Origin of the sequence: Plesiomonas sp. PI-19 (assembly GCF_021368255.1) — a bacterium.
GTDB lineage: Bacteria > Pseudomonadota > Gammaproteobacteria > Enterobacterales > CAMTGL01 > Plesiomonas > Plesiomonas shigelloides.
Window position 1 is genome coordinate 2,178,034 of sequence record NZ_JAJNMQ010000001.1, and the last position, 18,745, is coordinate 2,196,778.

At 47.8% G+C, this 18,745-nt stretch carries 15 protein-coding genes and 2 pseudogenes; 13 read left to right on the plus strand and 4 right to left on the minus strand.

Annotated elements, in window-relative coordinates; translation table 11 throughout:
* Nucleotides 1-217: 217 nt before the first annotated feature.
* From LQ901_RS09730 to umuD (LQ901_RS09750), 5 genes and pseudogenes are all read left to right on the plus strand, one after another.
* Nucleotides 218-539, plus strand: a pseudogene (locus tag LQ901_RS09730) (IS1 family transposase); the annotation flags it as partial.
* Nucleotides 540-1,040: 501 nt separating this feature from the next.
* A complete protein-coding gene (locus tag LQ901_RS09735; RefSeq protein WP_233672216.1) occupies nucleotides 1,041-1,919 on the plus strand; it encodes an NAD(P)-dependent oxidoreductase in 879 nt (292 codons plus the stop codon).
* Nucleotides 1,916-2,656, plus strand: coding sequence for an SDR family NAD(P)-dependent oxidoreductase (locus LQ901_RS09740; RefSeq protein WP_172534556.1), 741 nt, complete (start codon nucleotides 1,916-1,918; stop codon nucleotides 2,654-2,656). The genes LQ901_RS09735 and LQ901_RS09740 overlap by 4 nt, the downstream gene beginning before the upstream one ends.
* Nucleotides 2,657-2,909: 253 nt before the next feature.
* On the plus strand, nucleotides 2,910-4,313 hold the full coding sequence (gene dbpA, locus LQ901_RS09745; RefSeq protein ID WP_255698317.1) for an ATP-dependent RNA helicase DbpA: 1,404 nt from the start codon (nucleotides 2,910-2,912) through the stop codon (nucleotides 4,311-4,313).
* 240 nt (nucleotides 4,314-4,553) lie between these two features.
* Complete coding sequence (gene umuD / locus LQ901_RS09750) at nucleotides 4,554-4,907, plus strand: translesion error-prone DNA polymerase V autoproteolytic subunit (RefSeq protein WP_233672217.1); 354 nt, start codon at nucleotides 4,554-4,556, stop codon at nucleotides 4,905-4,907.
* A gap of 296 nt (nucleotides 4,908-5,203) precedes the next feature.
* Here umuD (LQ901_RS09750) and LQ901_RS09755 read toward each other — a convergent pair whose 3' ends face one another.
* The 3 genes from LQ901_RS09755 to LQ901_RS09765 all read right to left on the minus strand — a co-directional run bounded on the left by LQ901_RS09755 (nucleotide 5,204) and on the right by LQ901_RS09765 (nucleotide 7,421).
* A complete protein-coding gene (locus tag LQ901_RS09755) occupies nucleotides 5,204-5,971 on the minus strand; it encodes a helix-turn-helix domain-containing protein (protein ID WP_233672218.1) in 768 nt (255 codons plus the stop codon).
* A 157-nt stretch (nucleotides 5,972-6,128) separates the two neighbouring features.
* Entirely contained in the window at nucleotides 6,129-6,848 is a 720-nt protein-coding gene (locus LQ901_RS09760) for a hypothetical protein (RefSeq protein WP_233672219.1), read from the minus strand.
* Nucleotides 6,849-6,857: 9 nt separating this feature from the next.
* Entirely contained in the window at nucleotides 6,858-7,421 is a 564-nt protein-coding gene (locus tag LQ901_RS09765; protein WP_112866549.1) for a cyclase family protein, read from the minus strand.
* A 133-nt stretch (nucleotides 7,422-7,554) separates the two neighbouring features.
* Between LQ901_RS09765 and LQ901_RS09770 the strand changes: the two are divergent.
* From LQ901_RS09770 to LQ901_RS09800, 7 genes and pseudogenes are all read left to right on the plus strand, one after another.
* Nucleotides 7,555-7,809 (plus strand): annotated as a pseudogene (locus tag LQ901_RS09770) (transposase); the annotation flags it as partial.
* Between the two features lie 190 nt (nucleotides 7,810-7,999).
* Nucleotides 8,000-8,422, plus strand: coding sequence for a translesion error-prone DNA polymerase V autoproteolytic subunit (gene umuD, locus LQ901_RS09775; protein ID WP_233672220.1), 423 nt, complete (start codon nucleotides 8,000-8,002; stop codon nucleotides 8,420-8,422).
* A 3-nt stretch (nucleotides 8,423-8,425) separates the two neighbouring features.
* A complete protein-coding gene (gene umuC / locus LQ901_RS09780; RefSeq protein ID WP_233672221.1) occupies nucleotides 8,426-9,697 on the plus strand; it encodes a translesion error-prone DNA polymerase V subunit UmuC in 1,272 nt (423 codons plus the stop codon).
* A gap of 810 nt (nucleotides 9,698-10,507) precedes the next feature.
* Nucleotides 10,508-11,698, plus strand: coding sequence for a hypothetical protein (locus LQ901_RS09785; RefSeq protein WP_233672222.1), 1,191 nt, complete (start codon nucleotides 10,508-10,510; stop codon nucleotides 11,696-11,698).
* Between the two features lie 227 nt (nucleotides 11,699-11,925).
* Entirely contained in the window at nucleotides 11,926-13,287 is a 1,362-nt protein-coding gene (locus tag LQ901_RS09790) for an esterase-like activity of phytase family protein (RefSeq protein WP_233672223.1), read from the plus strand.
* Nucleotides 13,288-13,554: 267 nt separating this feature from the next.
* Nucleotides 13,555-14,133, plus strand: a complete 579-nt coding sequence (locus tag LQ901_RS09795) for a bifunctional 2-polyprenyl-6-hydroxyphenol methylase/3-demethylubiquinol 3-O-methyltransferase UbiG (RefSeq protein ID WP_233672224.1) — start codon at nucleotides 13,555-13,557, stop codon at nucleotides 14,131-14,133.
* Nucleotides 14,134-14,138: 5 nt separating this feature from the next.
* Nucleotides 14,139-16,580 (plus strand): DEAD/DEAH box helicase family protein, encoded by a 2,442-nt coding sequence (locus LQ901_RS09800; protein ID WP_233672225.1) that lies wholly within the window; start codon nucleotides 14,139-14,141, stop codon nucleotides 16,578-16,580.
* A gap of 226 nt (nucleotides 16,581-16,806) precedes the next feature.
* Here the strand turns inward: LQ901_RS09800 and LQ901_RS09805 are convergent, their stop codons facing one another.
* Nucleotides 16,807-17,571: a DeoR/GlpR family DNA-binding transcription regulator gene (locus LQ901_RS09805; protein ID WP_172534547.1), complete on the minus strand. Its 765-nt coding sequence runs from the start codon at nucleotides 17,569-17,571 to the stop codon at nucleotides 16,807-16,809.
* A gap of 266 nt (nucleotides 17,572-17,837) precedes the next feature.
* Here LQ901_RS09805 and ltnD point away from each other — a divergent pair, with 266 nt between their 5' ends.
* Nucleotides 17,838-18,743, plus strand: coding sequence for an L-threonate dehydrogenase (ltnD, locus tag LQ901_RS09810; protein WP_152106767.1), 906 nt, complete (start codon nucleotides 17,838-17,840; stop codon nucleotides 18,741-18,743).
* Nucleotides 18,744-18,745: the final 2 nt, after the last annotated feature.

The window sequence follows — 18,745 nt, forward strand, 5'->3', positions numbered from 1 at the left end:
TCAACAACGAAGTCTGAACTTTACTCCACAGCCCCATCTACGATGGGGCTAAAAATATCACTTGAGTAAGAAATAACGGATTAGCAAGCCGCTATTTAATCGGTAATGAATGATCTTAAGCGCGAACATTACTTAGAGTTACATCCCAATAGGTAGCTCCTCTAATGCAGAGTATTCAAACCCATTAGTAGCTTTTATTTTTTTACACTGACCATCAAAGATGAATACTCGCCGGCTATTTTATTCTTATGCACGTATCCGAAAGAGGGTTCTTGCTCACTTCTTTGAGCTCTCGAAATATGTCGAATTTACAATGAATTATGGCGTTAGTGAGCAAATTTAATACTGTTTTCTACATAGCCGATGACTAGCCGGTATACCGAACGAAGCTAGATTCGATCAATTATGTCAACAACAAGAAATATACCCAACGAATAGAGCGGTATAACCTGAATTTGCGGACTCATCTGAAACGGTTTACTCGAAGGACTATTTGCTTCTCAAAATCAGAAGAAATGCACGATAAGGTTATCGGTTAGTATCTGACAATCAATCGTTACCACTAAATTGGAGTCACAACCTAAGTAAACAATTGGGGATCAGCGCCAGCTATCTGGCGCATATTTTGGGTCAGGTAACGTCGCACAGTGAAATATGAACCTGATACGGAAAGCTCGGTATGCCATTAACGTCCGGCTTGATGCTGTGGTATTCATCAGGCCGCTAAGAGGATAAACGCGCCTGTGGCACAGAGATCCTTTCAACATGCACGGCCACATCCATACCCCTCCCTATACCCCTCTAATGCAGCGCATTGCAATCCATGAGTTTTTTTACGCGGACCATCAATGCTTTGAAAAAGCTCGCAAAGCGCCACAATCCATAAAAATCTCTTATGCCTGCCAATCAAAAAAGCCATTTCTAACAGCGTAAAAGCGCAACTATAGTGTTTTACTTGCCGCAAGGTATTTCCATTTTCTATACCAGTAGATCTGTTTTCATTGCTGTCTCTTGCTCAACTCGCATAACAAGGAGTCAACTTGCGTCCTATTTCTGTCATCGGCCTCGGCGCCATGGGCTCTGCTCTTGCCACCACCTTGCTCAAGGCAGGCCATCCGGTCACCGTCTGGAATCGCAGTGCAGCCAAGGCAACACCATTAATCGCGCTAGGAGCGACACTCGCGCTTTCAGTGAGTGAGGCTGTCGCTGCGGGCGATATCACCCTAATCTGCGTCGATAACTACGCCGTCAGCCAGCAGTTGCTGGACGAAGCGAGTAAAACGGTAACCGGCAAAGTCGTGGTGCAGCTATCAACAGGCAGTCCGCAGGGAGCCAGAACGCTAGAGGGCTGGTGCCATGCCCGCGGAGCCTGCTATCTGGATGGCGCTATCCTCTGCTTCCCCGATCAGATTGGCACTACTGATGCCAGTATCATCTGCTCAGGAGCCAACGCCGCCTTTAGGGAGGCCGAGCCAGTTCTGCGCCTGCTCGCTCCCACGCTTGAGCATGTCGCGGAAGCCGTGGGCGCTGCCGCCGCACAGGATTGTGCTGTTGCGGCCTACTTTGCTGGCGGCCTACTCGGCGCGCTACACGGAGCACTCATCTGTGAAGCCGAGGGTCTCCCTGTCGACAAGGTATGTGCTCAATTCAGCGAGTTGTCGCCAATTTTAGGAGGCGATGTGGCTCACCTTGGCAAAACACTGGCCAGCGGCGACTTCACTCACCCCTATGCCAGCCTGAAAACGTGGAGTGCCGCCATTAGCCGGCTGACCGGTCACGCCACCGATGCGGGGATCGACAGCCGTTTCCCGCGTTTTGCCGCCGATTTGTTTGAAGAAGGGGTAGCGCAAGGATTGGGTCAGCAAGAGGTATCGGCCCTGCTCAAGGTACTGCGGGCTCGCAATGGAGCAGCACAATGAACGATAAACAAATTGCTCTCGTTACTGGCGCCGCTGGCGGGATTGGCCGCGAGCTCTGCCTTGGCTTGGCCAACGCGGGCTATCGGGTAATAGCTACCGATCTAACCGCTTACTCTTTCGACCACCCCGAGATCCATTTTCACCCTCTCGATTTGCGTGACGAGCAGGCCATTGCACAGCTCTTTGCTGAAGTGCGCGCACAACACGGTGGTATTCATCTGCTGATCAACAACGGCGCCATCAGCAAGTTCCACACCCGCTTCGAAGAGCTTGGCACTGAGCAGTTCGATCACGTGATGGCGGTTAATGTGCGCGGCGCTATGCTGTGCGCCCGCGCTTTCGTTCAGGCTAACCGCGGTCTGCCCTATGGCCGCATCATCAATATTGCCTCCACCCGCTGGCAGCAGAACGAACCCGGTTGGGATGCCTACGGCGCGTCGAAGGGCGCGTTGGTTGCCCTCACTCAGTCCCTTGCCAACTCATTGGCCGAGTATCCGATCACCGTCAATGCCATCAGTCCTGGCTGGATCCAGACGGAGGATTACCACACCCTGACTGAAGCCGATCACCGCCAGCATCCAAGTGGCCGCGTCGGTCGCCCCGATGACATCACGCGTGCTTGCCTCTTTTTAGCCGACTCGCGGAACGACTTTATTAATGGTGCCAATCTGGTTGTCGATGGAGGAATGAGCAAGAAGATGATCTATCACACATCCGCGTCATTCTGGGAAAACTAAGCCAAGCAGGCTCAGTCAACAATGTAGCGCAGCATTCCGTACCATCCCAATGACGGTCTGGCCTCCTTGTCTCACCACTACGAGCAAACGCTGCGCTTTGTTGCTACAATGGCTGGCTTCGGGGTTCGCTTGATGCAGCGTCAGTCGAATGAGTTGACCGGTAAAATTACGCTCACACCGAGAAGCAACCCCGTACACAACACCTTTTCAGTAGCCCTGCTCAAGCGGGGTTAATCACCACAGGATACTTTCCTTGAGTAATTCAGATACCCAGCCTGCACACGCGTTTTCGACTCTTAAGCTGAAACCCGAACTGCTTGATAACCTTTCCTCCATGGGCTACCACGCGATGACGCCCATTCAGGCCCAGAGTTTACCTGCCATTTTAGCGGGTGAGGATGTGATTGGTCAGGGCAAGACCGGCTCGGGTAAAACGGCGGCCTTCGGCCTTGGGTTACTCAATAAGTTAGATGTGAAACGCTTTCGGATTCAAACCTTGGTGCTGTGCCCGACTCGTGAGCTGGCCGATCAGGTCGCGCAGGAGATCCGCACCCTCGCACGTGGGATCCACAACGTAAAAGTGCTCACCCTGTGCGGTGGTGTGCCGATGGGACCACAGATAGGCTCACTTGAGCACGGCGCGCACATTATCGTGGGTACGCCAGGCCGGATTGTGGATCACCTAGAGCGTAACCGCTTAGATTTGAGCAACCTCTCTATGTTGGTGCTCGATGAAGCTGACTGCATGCTGGAGATGGGCTTTCAGCCGCAACTGGAAGCGATTATTGCCAGCGCCCCTCGCGAACGCCAGACGCTGCTGTTTAGCGCAACCTTCCCTGAGAAAATTCAGACCATTACCCAGAAGGTAATGCATAACCCTGTGATGGTGAAAGTCGCAGTAACCCACGAAAAGAGCACTATCGCCCAGCACTTCTTCCATTTGGAAGAGGACAGTGCGCGGATGCAGGCACTACGTTTATTGCTGCTCGAACATAAACCTGAAAGCGCTGTGGTGTTCTGTAACACCAAGCGCGAAACCCAGAACGTGGCCGATGAGCTCGCCGCTTCTGGCTTTAGCGTGCTGGCACTGCACGGTGATTTGGAGCAGCGCGATCGCGACGAAACCCTGCTGCAATTTGCCAACAAGAGTGCTCGCGTGCTGGTGGCGACCGACGTAGCGGCCCGTGGACTGGATATTGATGCCCTCGATGCTGTGTTTAACTACCATATGGCCCACGACACCGAAGTGCACATTCACCGCATTGGCCGTACTGGCCGCGCGGGTAGCAAGGGCGCAGCCTTTACCTTCTTTAGCCACGAAGATGGCTACAAGATGGCCCTGTTGGAAGATTACCTGGGGCACGAAATTCACGACGAGCCGCTGCCATCAGCCAGCCTGCTGGGGCAAACCCCGACAGCGCCAGCCATGAGCACCTTACTCATCGATGGCGGTAAAAAGGATAAGCTGCGCCCCGGCGATATTCTCGGTGCGTTAACCGGCCAAAACGGCATCGACGCTGCCGCGGTGGGCAAGATTTTAGTCACCGATTACCGCGCCTATGTCGCGGTTAGCCGCAGTGTGGCAAAACAGGCACTGAGCAAAATCACCAGTGGCCGTATTAAAGGTAAGTCATACCGCGCTCGTCTGATGAAGTAAGTTACTGCGCACCTCTCTACACAGAGCGCGTTGCTTACAACTCTGTCCTCGGCATCCATTCGGGTGCCGAGAACAGTGTCTTGTCGTAGGCATTACAGCATCGGTTCCACCACCGCACTCATCTGAAACTCGCTACAGCACGCACATCCCCACTGCCCACGCAAAAACTAAAACCGCCCCTGTACCTGAAAGACTCGACATAGTTATACTGTATATATTCACAGTTATTGGTGTGCCGCTATGTTTGCTATTCCTCAATCAACGCCCGATGAACTCGCGCTTCCGCTGTTCTTATCGCCAGCCGCATGTGGTTTTCCTAGCCCCGCGCAAGACTACGTCGAACAAACTATCGATCTTAACCAGCTCTGCATTGAACACCCTGCGGCAACGTTCTATGTGCGAGCCAGTGGCGATAGCATGCTGCAAGCGGGGATCCACTCCGGTGATTTGCTGGTGGTCGACCGCGCGGTTACCGCGACACAAGGAGCCATCGTTCTGGCCTGCCTTGATGGTGAGTTCACCGTTAAATATCTACAGACCCACCCTCACCCTGCGTTAGATTCATTTTGCTTCGATAGACACAGATACCTCTAAATGAATGATGAAGCACGAACAACTGAGTTCGCGCTATACCACATCGTTAGCGGATTTGGCGGTAAGTTTGGATATTTTCCTCTGCTTTCAATACGTTCGTCACATGCTTATACCCAATTGAAATGCCCTTTTCTTAAAGCTAAGGCGTTCAATCATTCACTGTTTTATGAGAAAGAGAACGATTTCTGAGGAGAGGTGAAGTAACAGAATGGATTTTAATAAAAATTGCGGAGCATAACCGCCAAACTCCATGACACATGGCGTCGATTAACACTTTTGAAACTGTGCGACGTATTTTACACCATATATTTTCCCGGAGTATCCCCCGTCTGTTGACGAAAAAAGGAAACAAAAGCACTATCACTAGAAAATCCCAACTCAGATCCTACATCTGCAACACTTTTCCCTTCAGACAAATATTTTATAGCCATAAACAATCGCCATTGCTGACGCCACGATTGATACGGCATTCCTGTTTCCTTAACAAATATACGAGTAACAGTTTTAGTACTAGCCCCCACAGACAAAGCAATTTGATTAAGAGGCTGTGGTAAATATCGTTCTTCGACTACTCCCTTAAGCCATTTCTGTAACCTTCTATCTTTAGGTAAAGGTAACGCCATAGATACTTGAGGTGCAACTTTAAGCTCTTCGCAAAAAAGTGCAATCGTATTTTTTTGCTCTTCTCGCGGTTTATCCCATTCCCAAAAGGCCATCCTTTCTATCAACTCACGCAATAAAGGGTTAATTGAAAATACAGTAAGAGAGTCAGGCAAATCTAAACATAGTCCAGGATCAAAATAAAGAGAACGGTAAGCAACCACATTGTTCATCTTGGCAAAATGATTGACCCCGGCAGGGATCCACGCCGCACGTGTTGGCGGTAATATGCATGTAGCACCATCCAAAGAAATAGACATGCAGCCCGACGCAGCGAACAGAAGCTGATTTTTTTGATGCTGGTGCATACCTGAGTCGTGTGCTCCAATTATTGCAGCTATACCGACTACATCATTAGCTATACTATCTGCATCAAATTGTGTAGATTCGTCGATAACTGCCATAAACAACTCCACCTGCAATAGATTTAGTAAATATTAATTTTAGTCTTACCTCAGCAAAAAGGCTATGGAATGTGTTAAGTGCACAATATCACATCACTTATTCTTTAATCACTGAGATGTCCCCAAAATACTAGAGCTATTGTTACCTTGAGCTAGGCTATCTATTTCTCATTTGCTCTGCTCGTAATGCATCAGAGTAAATATTGACTCGGCTATCAAACTCATTACTCAGGTGTAAATATGCATCCTGAACCATTTCATAGCGCCCGCAGATATAAATATCTGGCTGAGTATTGAAGTCGAAATCATCATACACTATATCGAGTAATCTTCCATTACGTGCCATAATACTTTTAGAGCTAACCTCAGTCACGGGAATGTAAGTAAACCCGGAGTATGATGCTTCTAATTCAACGAGATAACCATGCTCATAGAGATCATCCTCACTATATCCCCCCCAATAGAGAGTAATTTCACACTCAGGATTACGTTTTAATGCTTCCTGTAATATGCTACGAGTATAAGTGTAACCTGATCCCCCAGCTACCAGTACAATCGGCCTATCAGTAGAACGTAGCCAAGCATCTCCCTTTGCCTCTTCAACAACCACCGTTTCTCCGTTTTTAAAACACTGTTGCAGGTACATTACACTGCTTGCTAAAGAGCTCGCCTCTGAAACACCTCCAAAATGTAGTTCAAAACTTCCGTTAGCCTTTGGTAAGCTGGCAATTGAAAATGGTAATTTTCCCCTATCACCTAATTCAAGTTGTACATATTGGCCGGCAAGAAAATAGAAGCCACCTTCGGCCGACAAGGAAATGCTTAATGTCTTTTTGTTTAGGTATCTCAGATTAATTATCTTACAGTTTATAGACACTATTTTTCCTTACTGCTTACTACTCAGTGCAATAACATCACAGCGCTTACCAGTGGAGGATGAGGTTGAATCAAAACTAATCTCCAGCGAATCTAAGGTATCAAGCATCGATTTAGTTAGGTAGACATTCTCTATAACGAAACAATTATTCTCTTCACAACGCTTATCGAACGAAATGTGTTCATCACCATGTGCACCAATCCCATAACTATCAATCACTATAAACATTGGTGAACTTTTCAGGATCGAAACTAATACATCACTCTTCAGCACGGTAGATTTCGCACCATAGTTCGGATTTCCGTAACCATTCTCTTCAACGTTCCCGGTATATAGAACCAATGATTTACCTGATAACTGAAGAGACTCAACCTGAGCTAACGTTGGCATTGCTTTCGAACAGTCAATTATGTGAACTGGTGTTTTATATGCTGTTTCTAGTGGAATTTTGGTGTAACAATCTATGTGAGTACCAATATGACCCATTGCATTTACAGAATCAGACTGACGTTTCGCCCACTGATAAGCAGGATGATCTGCTGAAATTTCAATACTAATGTTCTCTCGATTCATGTTTATTTATCCTCTAATCTAATAGCGATAATTCTAGCGCCAATATACACATTCCATTACAAACATTAAGACAATTAATATCAAAATAAGGTCATAACAATATGCGTTATCACCACCGTTAACGAGGTGTTTGATGGAGCCGAGTCGTAGAACTTTTACCCCCGAATTCAAAATGGAAGCCGCCGCCCTAGTCGTTGAAAAAGGCTATGCGGTTGTATAGGCTTGCGACGCGATGGGCGTTGGCGAAACCGCAATGCGACGCTGGGTTAACCAGCCCAAACAAGAGAAGTCAGGGCTTACGCCACAAACCATAGCGCTAACCCCAGAAAAGCAGCGTATCCAGGAGCTTGAAGCACGTATTGTTCGGCTAGAGTGGGAGGATCAGGTCTCGCCAGAATGGAACGATGCAAAAAACAGATTTCGTCCAGCCATCTGTTCTTGCTTAGCACATGCACCAACCTGAAATTCGCTACAGCACATTGATACCTACTTCTCACTCAAAAACTCGCACACGTCCCTGTACCTGAAAGACTCGATATAGTTATACTGTATATATTCACAGTTAATGGTGTACCGCCATGTTTGCTATTCCTCAATCAACTCCCGATGAGCTCGCGCTTCCGCTGTTCTTATCGCCAGCCGCATGTGGTTTTCCTAGCCCCGCGCAAGACTACGTCGAACAGACTATCGATCTTAACCAACTCTGCATTGAACACCCTGCGGCAACGTTCTATGTGCGAGCCAGTGGCGATAGCATGCTGCAAGCGGGGATCCACTCCGGTGATTTGCTGGTGGTTGATCGCGCCGTTACCGCGACACAAGGTGCCATCGTTCTGGCCTGCCTTGATGGTGAGTTCACTGTTAAATATCTACAGACCCACCCTCGCCCTGCGTTAGTTCCCGCTAATCCTGACTTTCCGGTCATCTATCTCAACCAAGGGCAAGAGTTAGAGGTGTTTGGTGTCGTGACCTACGTTTTGCATAAAACCAAGCTGGGGTAAGCAATGAGCCGTGCCATCGCCCTCGTGGATGTGAACAACTTTTATGCCTCGTGCGAACGCTTGTTCCGACCGGATTTAAAAGGTCGCCCTATTGTGGTGCTGTCCAACAATGATGGTTGCGTGGTGGCGCGTAGCCCTGAAGCTAAAGCGTTGGGCGTGCGTATGGCGGAGCCATTTTTCAAGATACGAAAAGCCTACGAAGCACAAGGCGGGGTCTGGTTTAGCTCCAATTATGCCTTGTATGCCGATATGTCGCAGCGGGTGATGAGCACACTGGAAAGCATGGTACCGTCTATCGAGATCTACAGCATTGATGAGGCCTTCATTGAACTCAGTGAAACGTGGGCCGGCTCTCTCAGTGAATACGCCAAGCAGATGAAAAGCCGTGTCTCTCAGTGGACTGGGCTACAAGTCGGTGTTGGCATTGGCCCCACCAAAACCTTAGCCAAGCTGGCTAACTATGCCGCCAAGCGTTGGCCTGCAACCGGTGGGGTCGTTGACCTGCGCGATCCGGTGCGCCGTCAAAAACTTCTCGCCATCACTCCGGTGGAAGAGATCTGGGGCATTGGTCGGCAATTGCGCACCAGCCTAAATGCGAAAGGTATCCATACGGCGGCAGATTTGCTGCGCGTAGACAGTAAATCATTACGCCAAGCCTATAGCGTAACCCTTGAGCGAACGCTGTTAGAGCTGCAAGGCTGCCCGTGTACTGAGCTGGATGTGTCCCCTGCGGCTAAACAACACATTGTATGCTCACGCTCCTTTGGCGAACACATCACCGAGCGAGCCATCATGCATCAGGCGCTCGCAGCTTATATGGAGCGTGCCGCAGAAAAGCTGCGTCAAGAAGGTATGTGCTGTCGCCATGTCACCCTTTTTATCCGCACTAACCCGTTTAGTGGTAAAGAGCCTTACTATGGCAATAAAGTCAGCACCCAGCTGTCTGCCGCCACGGCAGATACGCGTCAGCTGCTAGCGCTTATCCCACCCCTACTTGAACGTATGTGGCGAGAGGGCTATCGCTATTTAAAAGGTGGCGTCATGCTGGCGGATTTCACCCCCCTCAACTGCCAGCAAGGCGATCTGTTTACCAGCCCGCAATGCCACCAGCGCAGCGAAGCATTAATGCAGGTCATCGACCGCATTAACCACTGCCATCGAGGAAAGATTCATTTTGCTTCGAGAGGCACCGATACCTCGGAATGGATGATGAAGCGCGAACATCTGAGCCCGCGCTATACCACGTCGCTGGCGGATATTTTGGTGGTAGACTGAGATATATTACGGCGTTTGAGTGCGGACTAAAACAGATGTCAGGATAAATACGCCTGACATTCAAGATTATATGATGCAGAAGAAAACACAGAATATGTTTACCTCTTCCCAAAAAAGCAGCAAATAAAAATTAAATCCCTGGCTAAAAAAATCTCGAGATTATAGTGAGTGTTGATTTTTCTTTCGCTTACTGGCGAGAGTGGATCCACACAATGAAATGAAATGCATAAGTGCTTGCATTAGTTCAGGGAGATATTGTTTTGTTGAATAAATTTATGCTGTTAAGTTTGGTTACTACTACATTGGTACTAACCGGTTGTGCATCCCCACAACAATATGACTGGGTAAAAGAGGGCGTTAGCTCACACGAGAAAGAATCTGTACTATCGGAATGTAAATACAATATTCTGCTCAACAAAACAGAGCTAAGCCAGCAACAAGAACTTCTCGGTCTATGCATGCAAGGCCAGGGATTTCGCTATAAACCTGTGTCATAACTGACCGTGATAATAGCCAATGATAATTGGCTATTATTGACCATAATAAGATTCATTTTTCATCAAGAAGCACAAATAGGCCTAAAGTAGCTGATATATTGATGGCGAGATGATGTCTTACTGAGTTGTAGTTACAACCGACTTGCATCACTGAAAGAACTCAGATAGTCTGGTTTCGCTGCCCGCACGACTTGCACATGAGTCAAACCGGCGTTGAAACTCTTCTTCTCTTTTTGATCTGGTATTCAGCATCCACATTTCGGTTGCTTAAACGTGTGCTCATGACCCGAAACGTGGATTCGGAGATTGGATCATGACCATCAAACAGTTTGTTCACAACGTACGTCAGCAATTCAACGCCACATTGGCATCTTCCCTAAAAACTACGCACATCTACGAATTAATCGCTGCGGCTTTTGGTTATAACAGTTATGCGGCTCTACAAGCAGACGCCATACTACTGCATCAAACCCCTTGGCCTTGCCTGCTGCAATCTGCCCAACTTGCACAACGAGCACGCGAGTTAGGCTTAGTTGAACCTCAAGCAATATCACCTCTTTTGGAACAATGTTTGTTATCAGCTGGGGTCGTATGTATTCGTGTCGAAATGCTCGGATTCAGTGATGAAATCAATCTTATGAACCACATTGTGTGGGAGCATGATTGGCAAGATGATGAGGGGGATTCATGGGGCGATGATTGGCCAAAACATGATGAACGAAAACCGCTATCTATCGCAACACAAACCGCTCAAGCACTGTCCCAGCTACTCGATGGTCCACTGGATACATCAATCGTTCAACAAGCACTGCAGCAATTAGAAGCATTCGCAGAACGAGGGCACCCAGAAATACACTGGAAGCTAGCACAACTGTATTGGGATGACTGGAATGACGAGGAATATCTTGAAAAGACAGATATTGGCACTGGCTACTGGTATCAAAAACAGCAAGAAGGCATGGAGCTAAAAGGCCCTGAGCTTGAATTTGCCAATGAATTCGCAACGATTCTCCACAAGCAAGCGCAGTGGCGTCACCATGCACTCAAAGCAGCACAAGGCGGCAATATTGAAGCCAGTTACGCACTTGCAGAGCACAACCTAGATAACAGTATTTTTGACGCAAATCCTGCACTAGTGAGCAATCCCGCGGCCATAGGCCAGCTTGCGAATGAACTCGACAACGAAGCTGCAGCACACTACTGGTATACTCAAGCAGCGCTGCGCGGCAATATAAATGCCATGCGTGTACTGATAGAACAGTACGACAACCCCAACCTCTATCAATCTTGGGTATGGTTACTGCTAGCTCAATTATTCGGCACAGATCTCACTCAAGATGATTTCCGCGCAATTAATGAATATGGGGAAGCATACGACGATGACATCGACGGCACCATGTTTATCGATGGCAGTAAAGGTATCACTCTCGCACCTCTAGCGCCTCAGTTAGCCATTGAAGCCGAACAAGAGGCGCAACATCTTTTTGCTTTGTGTAATCAGTAATTGTGCGCTGAGAGCCACACTAAAGGGGCTTTATGCCCCTTATAAAAACGCTGTCAGCGCACCAAGGCTCGGCTCAACCACCATGCCCATATCACACATACCCGTCTGCTAACTACGAATAGCTTGTGATTACCCCCACTCATGACCACTGTTGTCATGTCATTAAAATGTCATCCTTCTTCACTAGGTTTATTGGCTCTAACCTCTTTTAATGACGAGCTAATGCCATGAAATTAAAGCCGCTTTTTCTTTTTTTTGCCTCAGCACTCCCTCTACTGTCTCAGGCTGCAGACCTTAGCGTAGAACGTTATACCGTCTCTTTCCCCGCAGGGGATCGCGTCAGCTATACCGGAGCATTTGCAAAGAACTTCCCGCAAGGCTTACCCGTTGGCATTGGCTCAGGACTCGTATTTAACGGCGTAGAAAACGGTGATCTGCTGTTCACCACCGTCACCGATCGCGGCCCGAATGCTGATGCACCTTTAGTTGGCAAACAAGAGGCGAAGATTTTCGCTAATCCTGCGTTTGTCCCGCTCTTGATGGATATCCGCATCAGTAAAAATCAGGCCATCGCAACTGATGCTCGCCCTTTGCATGATAAAGATGGCCCTGTGAGTGGATTGCCTTTGCCAAGCACGCTGATTGGCTCGACTAACGAAGCGGCCTTAAGCGATACCTTACAACCGGTATCCAGTGACCCACGAGGCTTAGATACCGAAGGGATCACGCCGGATGGTAAAGGCGGATTTTGGCTCAGTGATGAATATGGGCCATTTCTGATTCACGTCGATCAGCAGGGAAAAATTCTGGAAAAATATGCCCCAACACCGGCGGCCGGCGAACAAGGGGTGGCCACGGGTTTACCTAACATCCTCAAATGGCGTCAGCCGAACCGTGGCTTTGAAGGGGTGACGCGCCTTCCTAATGGCCAGTTGGTAGTTGCCGTACAAAGTACGCTGGATATTGAAGGAAAAAGTAAAAATACAGCTCAATTTACGCGCCTCATGAGCTTTGACCCAACAACGGGTAAGACAGCCATGTACGGCTATCCGATTGATGTCGATAGCTATAAAAAAGCTAAAGATGCCAAAATTGGTGACATTGTGGCGCTAGATAACCAGCATATTTTGCTAGTGGAACAAGGTAGTGATAAAGACAAGCAGATGATCAACAAGATCTATCTTGTCGACCTCACAGACGCCAGCGATCTTGCGGCCTTTGATAGCAGTGGCACCGCCCCTGAGTTTGATGATGCAAAAACATTGGCCAAACGTGGGATAAAACTGGCGCAAAAACGCGAAATTGCCGATCTGCGTAAACTCGGCTGGCAACATGAAAAAGTCGAAGGCCTCGCGCTCATTGATAATCATCGTATCGCCATACTGAATGACAATGATTTTGGCCTACAGCCTAAATTGATGAATGCCGAAGCAAACACCAAGAAAATCAACGACTATCAGGTCAATGAGCAAGGCAAACTCAACATAGATGGAAAGCCCGTTGCCACCACGTTAGAACTCCACCCACTGGAGCAACCAGAATCGTTGAGTGAGCTGTGGGTGATCACCTTGCCCGACGCATTACGTTAATCGCTATCGCCGACCTCTCACATGTGAAATACGGCGACACTCAGCTAAACATAAAGGCGCTTGGTTTTTCCAAGTGCCTTTATGCATAAATTCACTGGCATACCTCGGCCATCCGCTCATGAGGCTTTCTGTGTATAGGTCACATTGCTGCAGGATGTATTTTCCCTGAATTGGAACATCAGTCATCTTCTGGCTATCCCCACAGGCAAACCCATTGAGGTACATTTTTTCCGCCGATACAATGTCCTTATTAAATAAGGGGTTGTCATGTCTGTTAATTACTATAACCAAAATGCCCAAGCATTCTTTGCTGCCACTAAAGATGTTGATGTCTCTTCACTGATGGCGCGCTTTACGCCAGACCTTCCCCCACAAGCCCATATTTTAGATGCAGGTTGTGGCTCAGGACGTGATAGCAAGGCTTTTCTTGCCATGGGCTTTGCGGTGACCTCTTTTGATGCCAGTCATGAACTGGCTGCGGTTGCGGCCAACTACATCGGCCAACCTGTTCAGGTATGTACTTTCACCGAGTTTACTCACACACAGCCTTTTGATGGGATCTGGGCGTGTGCCTCATTACTGCACGTGCCAGCCAACCAACTACCGCACACCTTTGCGCACTTAGCTTCCCTGCTAAAACCGCAAGGCCTGTTTTATTGCTCGTTCAAATATGGAACGCACGATGAGGTGCGTGATGGGCGCTCGTTTACGCATTGTGACGAGGAACGGCTACAGCGCTTTATTGCGCATTCTGGATTAGTGCTGCGTGAAACATGGAAGACCACCGATCTACGTCCTGGTCGTGAAAATGAATATTGGCTCAATGCCCTCTTAATTAAAGAATAAGAATAATGACTCATTTGGATTTGGCCGCACCATCACTCACACAGTCAGAGCATAAACTGATCACGGGTGGAGGCTCCGATCCCCTACTCCCGCAGTTGATACAAGCCATCAATCATGCCACTCAGATTGATATTGCGGTTTCGTTTATCCAGCCTTCTGGGCTTGAGTTACTCTTTACCCCACTGCTCGATGCCCTAGAGCGTGATGTCACCATTAATATTCTGACGTCTGATTATTTGGCTATTACGAGCCCTTTTGCACTGCGCCGGCTGATGCAATTGCAAGAGCGCGGCGCTCAGTGCCGGATTTTTGAATGCCAAGACGGCAATAGCTTCCACATGAAATCCTATATATTTGTGCGGATGCATCATGGGGAAATAGCGGAAGGCTGCGCCTTTATTGGCTCCAACAACATCAGTCGATCCGCCTTGCTTGATGGCCATGAATGGACATTACGCCACGACTACATGCCTCCTGCAAACTCACCGGCAGCGCAAGACTTCACCCATATTCAAGCCCAGTTTTTAGCCATTTTTCAGCATCCGTATACTCAATCACTCAGCCATACGTGGATTGACGGCTACCAGATCCAACATGAGCAGACGAAAATTCACGCCCCGCTGCTAAAAGCTATCTGGAAAGATGATGACATCAGTGACACCCCAACCCCGAACAGCATTCAAGAACTGGCATTAGCCGCACTTGCCAATACCCGAAAAGCAGGCTTTAAACGTGGGTTAGTGGTACTTGCCACCGGTATGGGCAAAACATGGCTCGCCGCCTTCGATGCTCACCAGATGCACGCCAAGCGCGTTTTGTTCGTTGCGCACCGCGAAGAGATTTTGCTACAAGCGGAAGAAACCTTTTTACGCCTAAACCCACATGCCCATACGGGTTTGTATAACGGTAATCAGAAAAATGGGGATGCGGATTATCTTTTTGCTTCGGTAAGCACGCTAGGTCAAGATGTCCACCTGCAACGCTTTGCGCCTGATCACTTCGATTACATCGTTGTGGATGAGTTCCATCACGCCAGTGCACAAACCTACCAAGCATTGCTGGCCTATTTTACCCCGACATTTTTATTAGGGTTAACTGCGACGCCTGAGCGAACTGATCGCGCCGATATTTTATCGCTGTGCGATAACAATCTGGTATACAGCCGAGATCTGCAATTCGGCATTAATGCCGGTATTCTGGTGCCCTTTACCTATTATGGGATCAGAGATGAGAGCGTGGATTATCAAGAGATCCCATGGCGCAACGGCAAATTTGATCCGGTTAAGTTAGAAAACCAGTTTGCAACCGAACGGCGCGCGAAACACATCTTCAACCACTGGCAAGCCCAAAAGCAGCAACGCACACTTGCCTTTTGCGTGTCAAAATCGCATGCCAACTATATGGATGCGTATTTTAAACGTCATGGCATTCGCTCGTGCGCGGTATACACGGACTCGAAAACGAGGCGTAATGAGGCCTTACAACGCCTGAATAACGGTGAACTGGACATTATCTTTTCGGTCGATCTTTTTAATGAGGGCACCGATCTACCTGCTATAGATACGGTACTCATGATCCGCCCGACGGAGTCCAAGATCTTATTCTTACAGCAATTAGGTCGGGGGCTGCGTCTATCGCCAGCATCCAATAAAACCCAGCTCATCGTGATTGATTTTGTCGGTAACCACACTGCGTTCTTGAATCGGCCTGCGGCATTACTGGGTACTCGTAATTTCCAGCAACTGAAAAAAGCCCTGCGTGAGCCGACACTCGCGCCGGGTTGCTTTGTCAATTTTGACCCAGTTGTAATTAAGTTGTGGTTAGCCTTGATAGAAGCAAAGGGATTTACCGCGAGCGAACATTACGCAGAGCTTACCGAACAATTAGGCCATCGCCCTACCGCCACGGAGTTTTACCAAAGCGAGTACCCCTTCAGTAAAATACGCCAACAATATCGCAGTTGGTTCGATCTCGTCGCACAGCAAGAAAACAGCGATGATGAACTGCACCAAATACAGGCGCAGCATCATGACTTCTTACTCAAAGGTATCGAAATGACCGCCATGAGTAAGTGCTTTAAAGCGATCTTGTTGCAAGCGTTACTGGAGCTTGATGGCTTCAATGCACCACCTACACTGAGTGCATTGGCTATTCGAAGTCACCGCGTGTTATCTCGTCACCCCGATCTGAAAGCCACTGAGTTACCGGAGAAAATGCGCTCAGTAGAGGCAAAAGACAGTGCATGGCTTACTTATTGGAAAGGCAATCCGATTAAAGCGTTTACACATGCCAATGCCTCCGGTGAGCAGTGGTTTACTGTTCAAGATGATCGCTTTGTACCGATCTTCTCCGTTGAACCGCAGCATATCGAACGCTTTCATCAACTGGTGCAAGAGCTGGTGGATTTACGATTGGCGCAATATGTGGAAAGGCGCGTGGACGCATAGCAGAGTTTGGGGAACACGCTGATTTTGCTGATTAGATGAATGCGGTATTTGAACAGTTTGGATACCGCAATCATTATGCTTTTATTACATAACTGCTGATAGCATAATCACGCCAATGAATAGGTTGTTCAGGAGTCTGACTCCTGAATGGCTTTCGCTAACGAGAAACATTCATCTACGGGAGACAAAAACAAGACATCAGTAATTACCTACACAGGGTCCAAATTTAGCTTTTTACCGCTATTACCTTGATACCGCGATCAGTGATCTCTCTGGCAATGCTATCTGGAAACTCATCATCAGTGACTATCGTGCTGAATTGTTCTAATGCCAATGCATGAAATGTCCCAATTTTTCCATACTTCGAAGAATCTGAGACTAAAACCAATTGTTGAGCAGCTTTCGCGACCGCTTGCTTAACAATTACCTTTGGCTCACTTGGGGTGGAGATACCTTTTAGATTCCATGAAGAGGTAGAAATAAACGCAAGATCAATGTTCATTCCAGCTAAAAAATCAGCAACTTTCCCACCAACCGAAGACTGATTATCACGATCAATCCGTCCTCCAGTATGATATATCTCGCTACTACCGTTGTGCATTAGATGATTTGCTATCACAAAGTCATTAGTGATGATCAACAAATCCTGTCTATGAGCAATAGCATGTGCTATCTCCAACGTCGTGGTACCAGCATCGAGATAAACAGTGCAATGCTGAGGAATAAGTGAACTGGCTAGTTGACCGATACTCTGTTTTTTGTCCGCACGCTGTGCTGCTTTTGTATTATGTGGCGCTTCTCTATGGATTAACTGCGTAAGCTGCACTCCTCCAGATACCGATATCACCTTACCTTGCTGTTCAAGCTTGGCAATATCACGTCGAATGGTCATATGAGAAACATTAATATGCTCAACCAACTCATTGATACTGATCACTTCCTGTTTTGAAAGCAGAGTCAGGATCGTCTTCTGTCGTTCTGCGGGAATCATAATTCATCTCAAGTTGTTCCTTACATTCATATTAACATCAATGAATAGCACATGTGAACATCTGTTCGTTATTGTGAATTTCAATACTCCGTACTGAGCTTTGGCAAACAACAATCCTTCTAAATATAGGGATAGAACAGAACTATCCTACCGTTTCAAGTTGAGAGTTTAATCACGGACGCACACCACAAATTCACACATACTCACATCAAAGAACAAATATTAACACATAGCGCTCAGCGCTTCACACGATGTGGGAGTAGATGATGGGTCAGAATTCAGTGAAATCAGTAGCAGTCATTGGCTTAGGTTCCATGGGAATGGGAGCGGCTAAATCCTGTATTCGAGCGGGGTTGGATGTATATGGCATTGATCTCAATCCTGTAGCACTTGAAGACTTAGGAAATGCTGGAGCAAAAGGCGTATCTACTGATGCCAATCAGTTTGCTCAAAATCTGGATGCCGTGTTGTTACTAGTCATCAACGCTAAGCAAGTCAAATCAGTACTGTTTGACTCTGGTTTAGCGGCAAACCTAAAACCGCTTACTCCGGTGATGGTGTCAGCGACTATCTCTGCACAAGACGCCAAAGAAATTGAGGCAATGCTTAAAACCTACAATCTCTTGATGCTGGATGCACCGGTATCAGGCGGTGCACTAAAAGCTAATGCCGGAGAAATGACCATCATGGCTTCAGGTCCCCAGCAAGCATTTGACATGTTAAAGCCTGTACTGGATGCAACAGCAAGCAAGGTTTACAACATAGGCAAAGAGATTGGTCTTGGTGCGACAGTAAAAATTATCCACCAGTTATTAGCAGGTGTTCATATTGCAGCCGGTGCGGAAGCAATGGCACTAGCAGCTCGCGCTAACATCCCTCTTGATCTGATGTATGACGTGGTCACCAATGCTGCAGGCAACTCTTGGATGTTTGAGAACCGGATGAAACACGTAGTCGATGGCGACTACTCACCAAAATCCATGGTCGATATTTTTGTGAAAGATCTCAATTTGGTCACTGATACCGCCCAAGATCTACGCTTCCCCCTGCCTCTGGCCAGTGCCGCACTCAACATGTTCACCTCAGCAAGCAATGCTGGTTACGGAAAAGAAGACGATAGCGCGGTAATCAAGATTTTTCATGGCATCAATCTGCCAGGTGTGGAGAAGTAACT

What these genes read in the sequence shown, in the direction of transcription:
- LQ901_RS09740 (WP_172534556.1), top strand. Translation starts at nt 1,916, where the DNA reads ATGAACGATAAACAAATTGCTCTCGTTACTGGCGCCGCTGGCGGGATT.
- umuD (WP_233672217.1), top strand. Translation starts at nt 4,554, where the DNA reads ATGTTTGCTATTCCTCAATCAACGCCCGATGAACTCGCGCTTCCGCTG.
- LQ901_RS09755 (WP_233672218.1), bottom strand. Translation starts at nt 5,971, where the DNA reads ATGGCAGTTATCGACGAATCTACACAATTTGATGCAGATAGTATAGCT.
- LQ901_RS09765 (WP_112866549.1), bottom strand. Translation starts at nt 7,421, where the DNA reads ATGAATCGAGAGAACATTAGTATTGAAATTTCAGCAGATCATCCTGCT.
- umuD (WP_233672220.1), top strand. Translation starts at nt 8,000, where the DNA reads ATGTTTGCTATTCCTCAATCAACTCCCGATGAGCTCGCGCTTCCGCTG.
- umuC (WP_233672221.1), top strand. Translation starts at nt 8,426, where the DNA reads ATGAGCCGTGCCATCGCCCTCGTGGATGTGAACAACTTTTATGCCTCG.
- LQ901_RS09785 (WP_233672222.1), top strand. Translation starts at nt 10,508, where the DNA reads ATGACCATCAAACAGTTTGTTCACAACGTACGTCAGCAATTCAACGCC.
- LQ901_RS09790 (WP_233672223.1), top strand. Translation starts at nt 11,926, where the DNA reads ATGAAATTAAAGCCGCTTTTTCTTTTTTTTGCCTCAGCACTCCCTCTA.
- LQ901_RS09795 (WP_233672224.1), top strand. Translation starts at nt 13,555, where the DNA reads ATGTCTGTTAATTACTATAACCAAAATGCCCAAGCATTCTTTGCTGCC.
- LQ901_RS09800 (WP_233672225.1), top strand. Translation starts at nt 14,139, where the DNA reads ATGACTCATTTGGATTTGGCCGCACCATCACTCACACAGTCAGAGCAT.
- LQ901_RS09805 (WP_172534547.1), bottom strand. Translation starts at nt 17,571, where the DNA reads ATGATTCCCGCAGAACGACAGAAGACGATCCTGACTCTGCTTTCAAAA.
- ltnD (WP_152106767.1), top strand. Translation starts at nt 17,838, where the DNA reads ATGGGTCAGAATTCAGTGAAATCAGTAGCAGTCATTGGCTTAGGTTCC.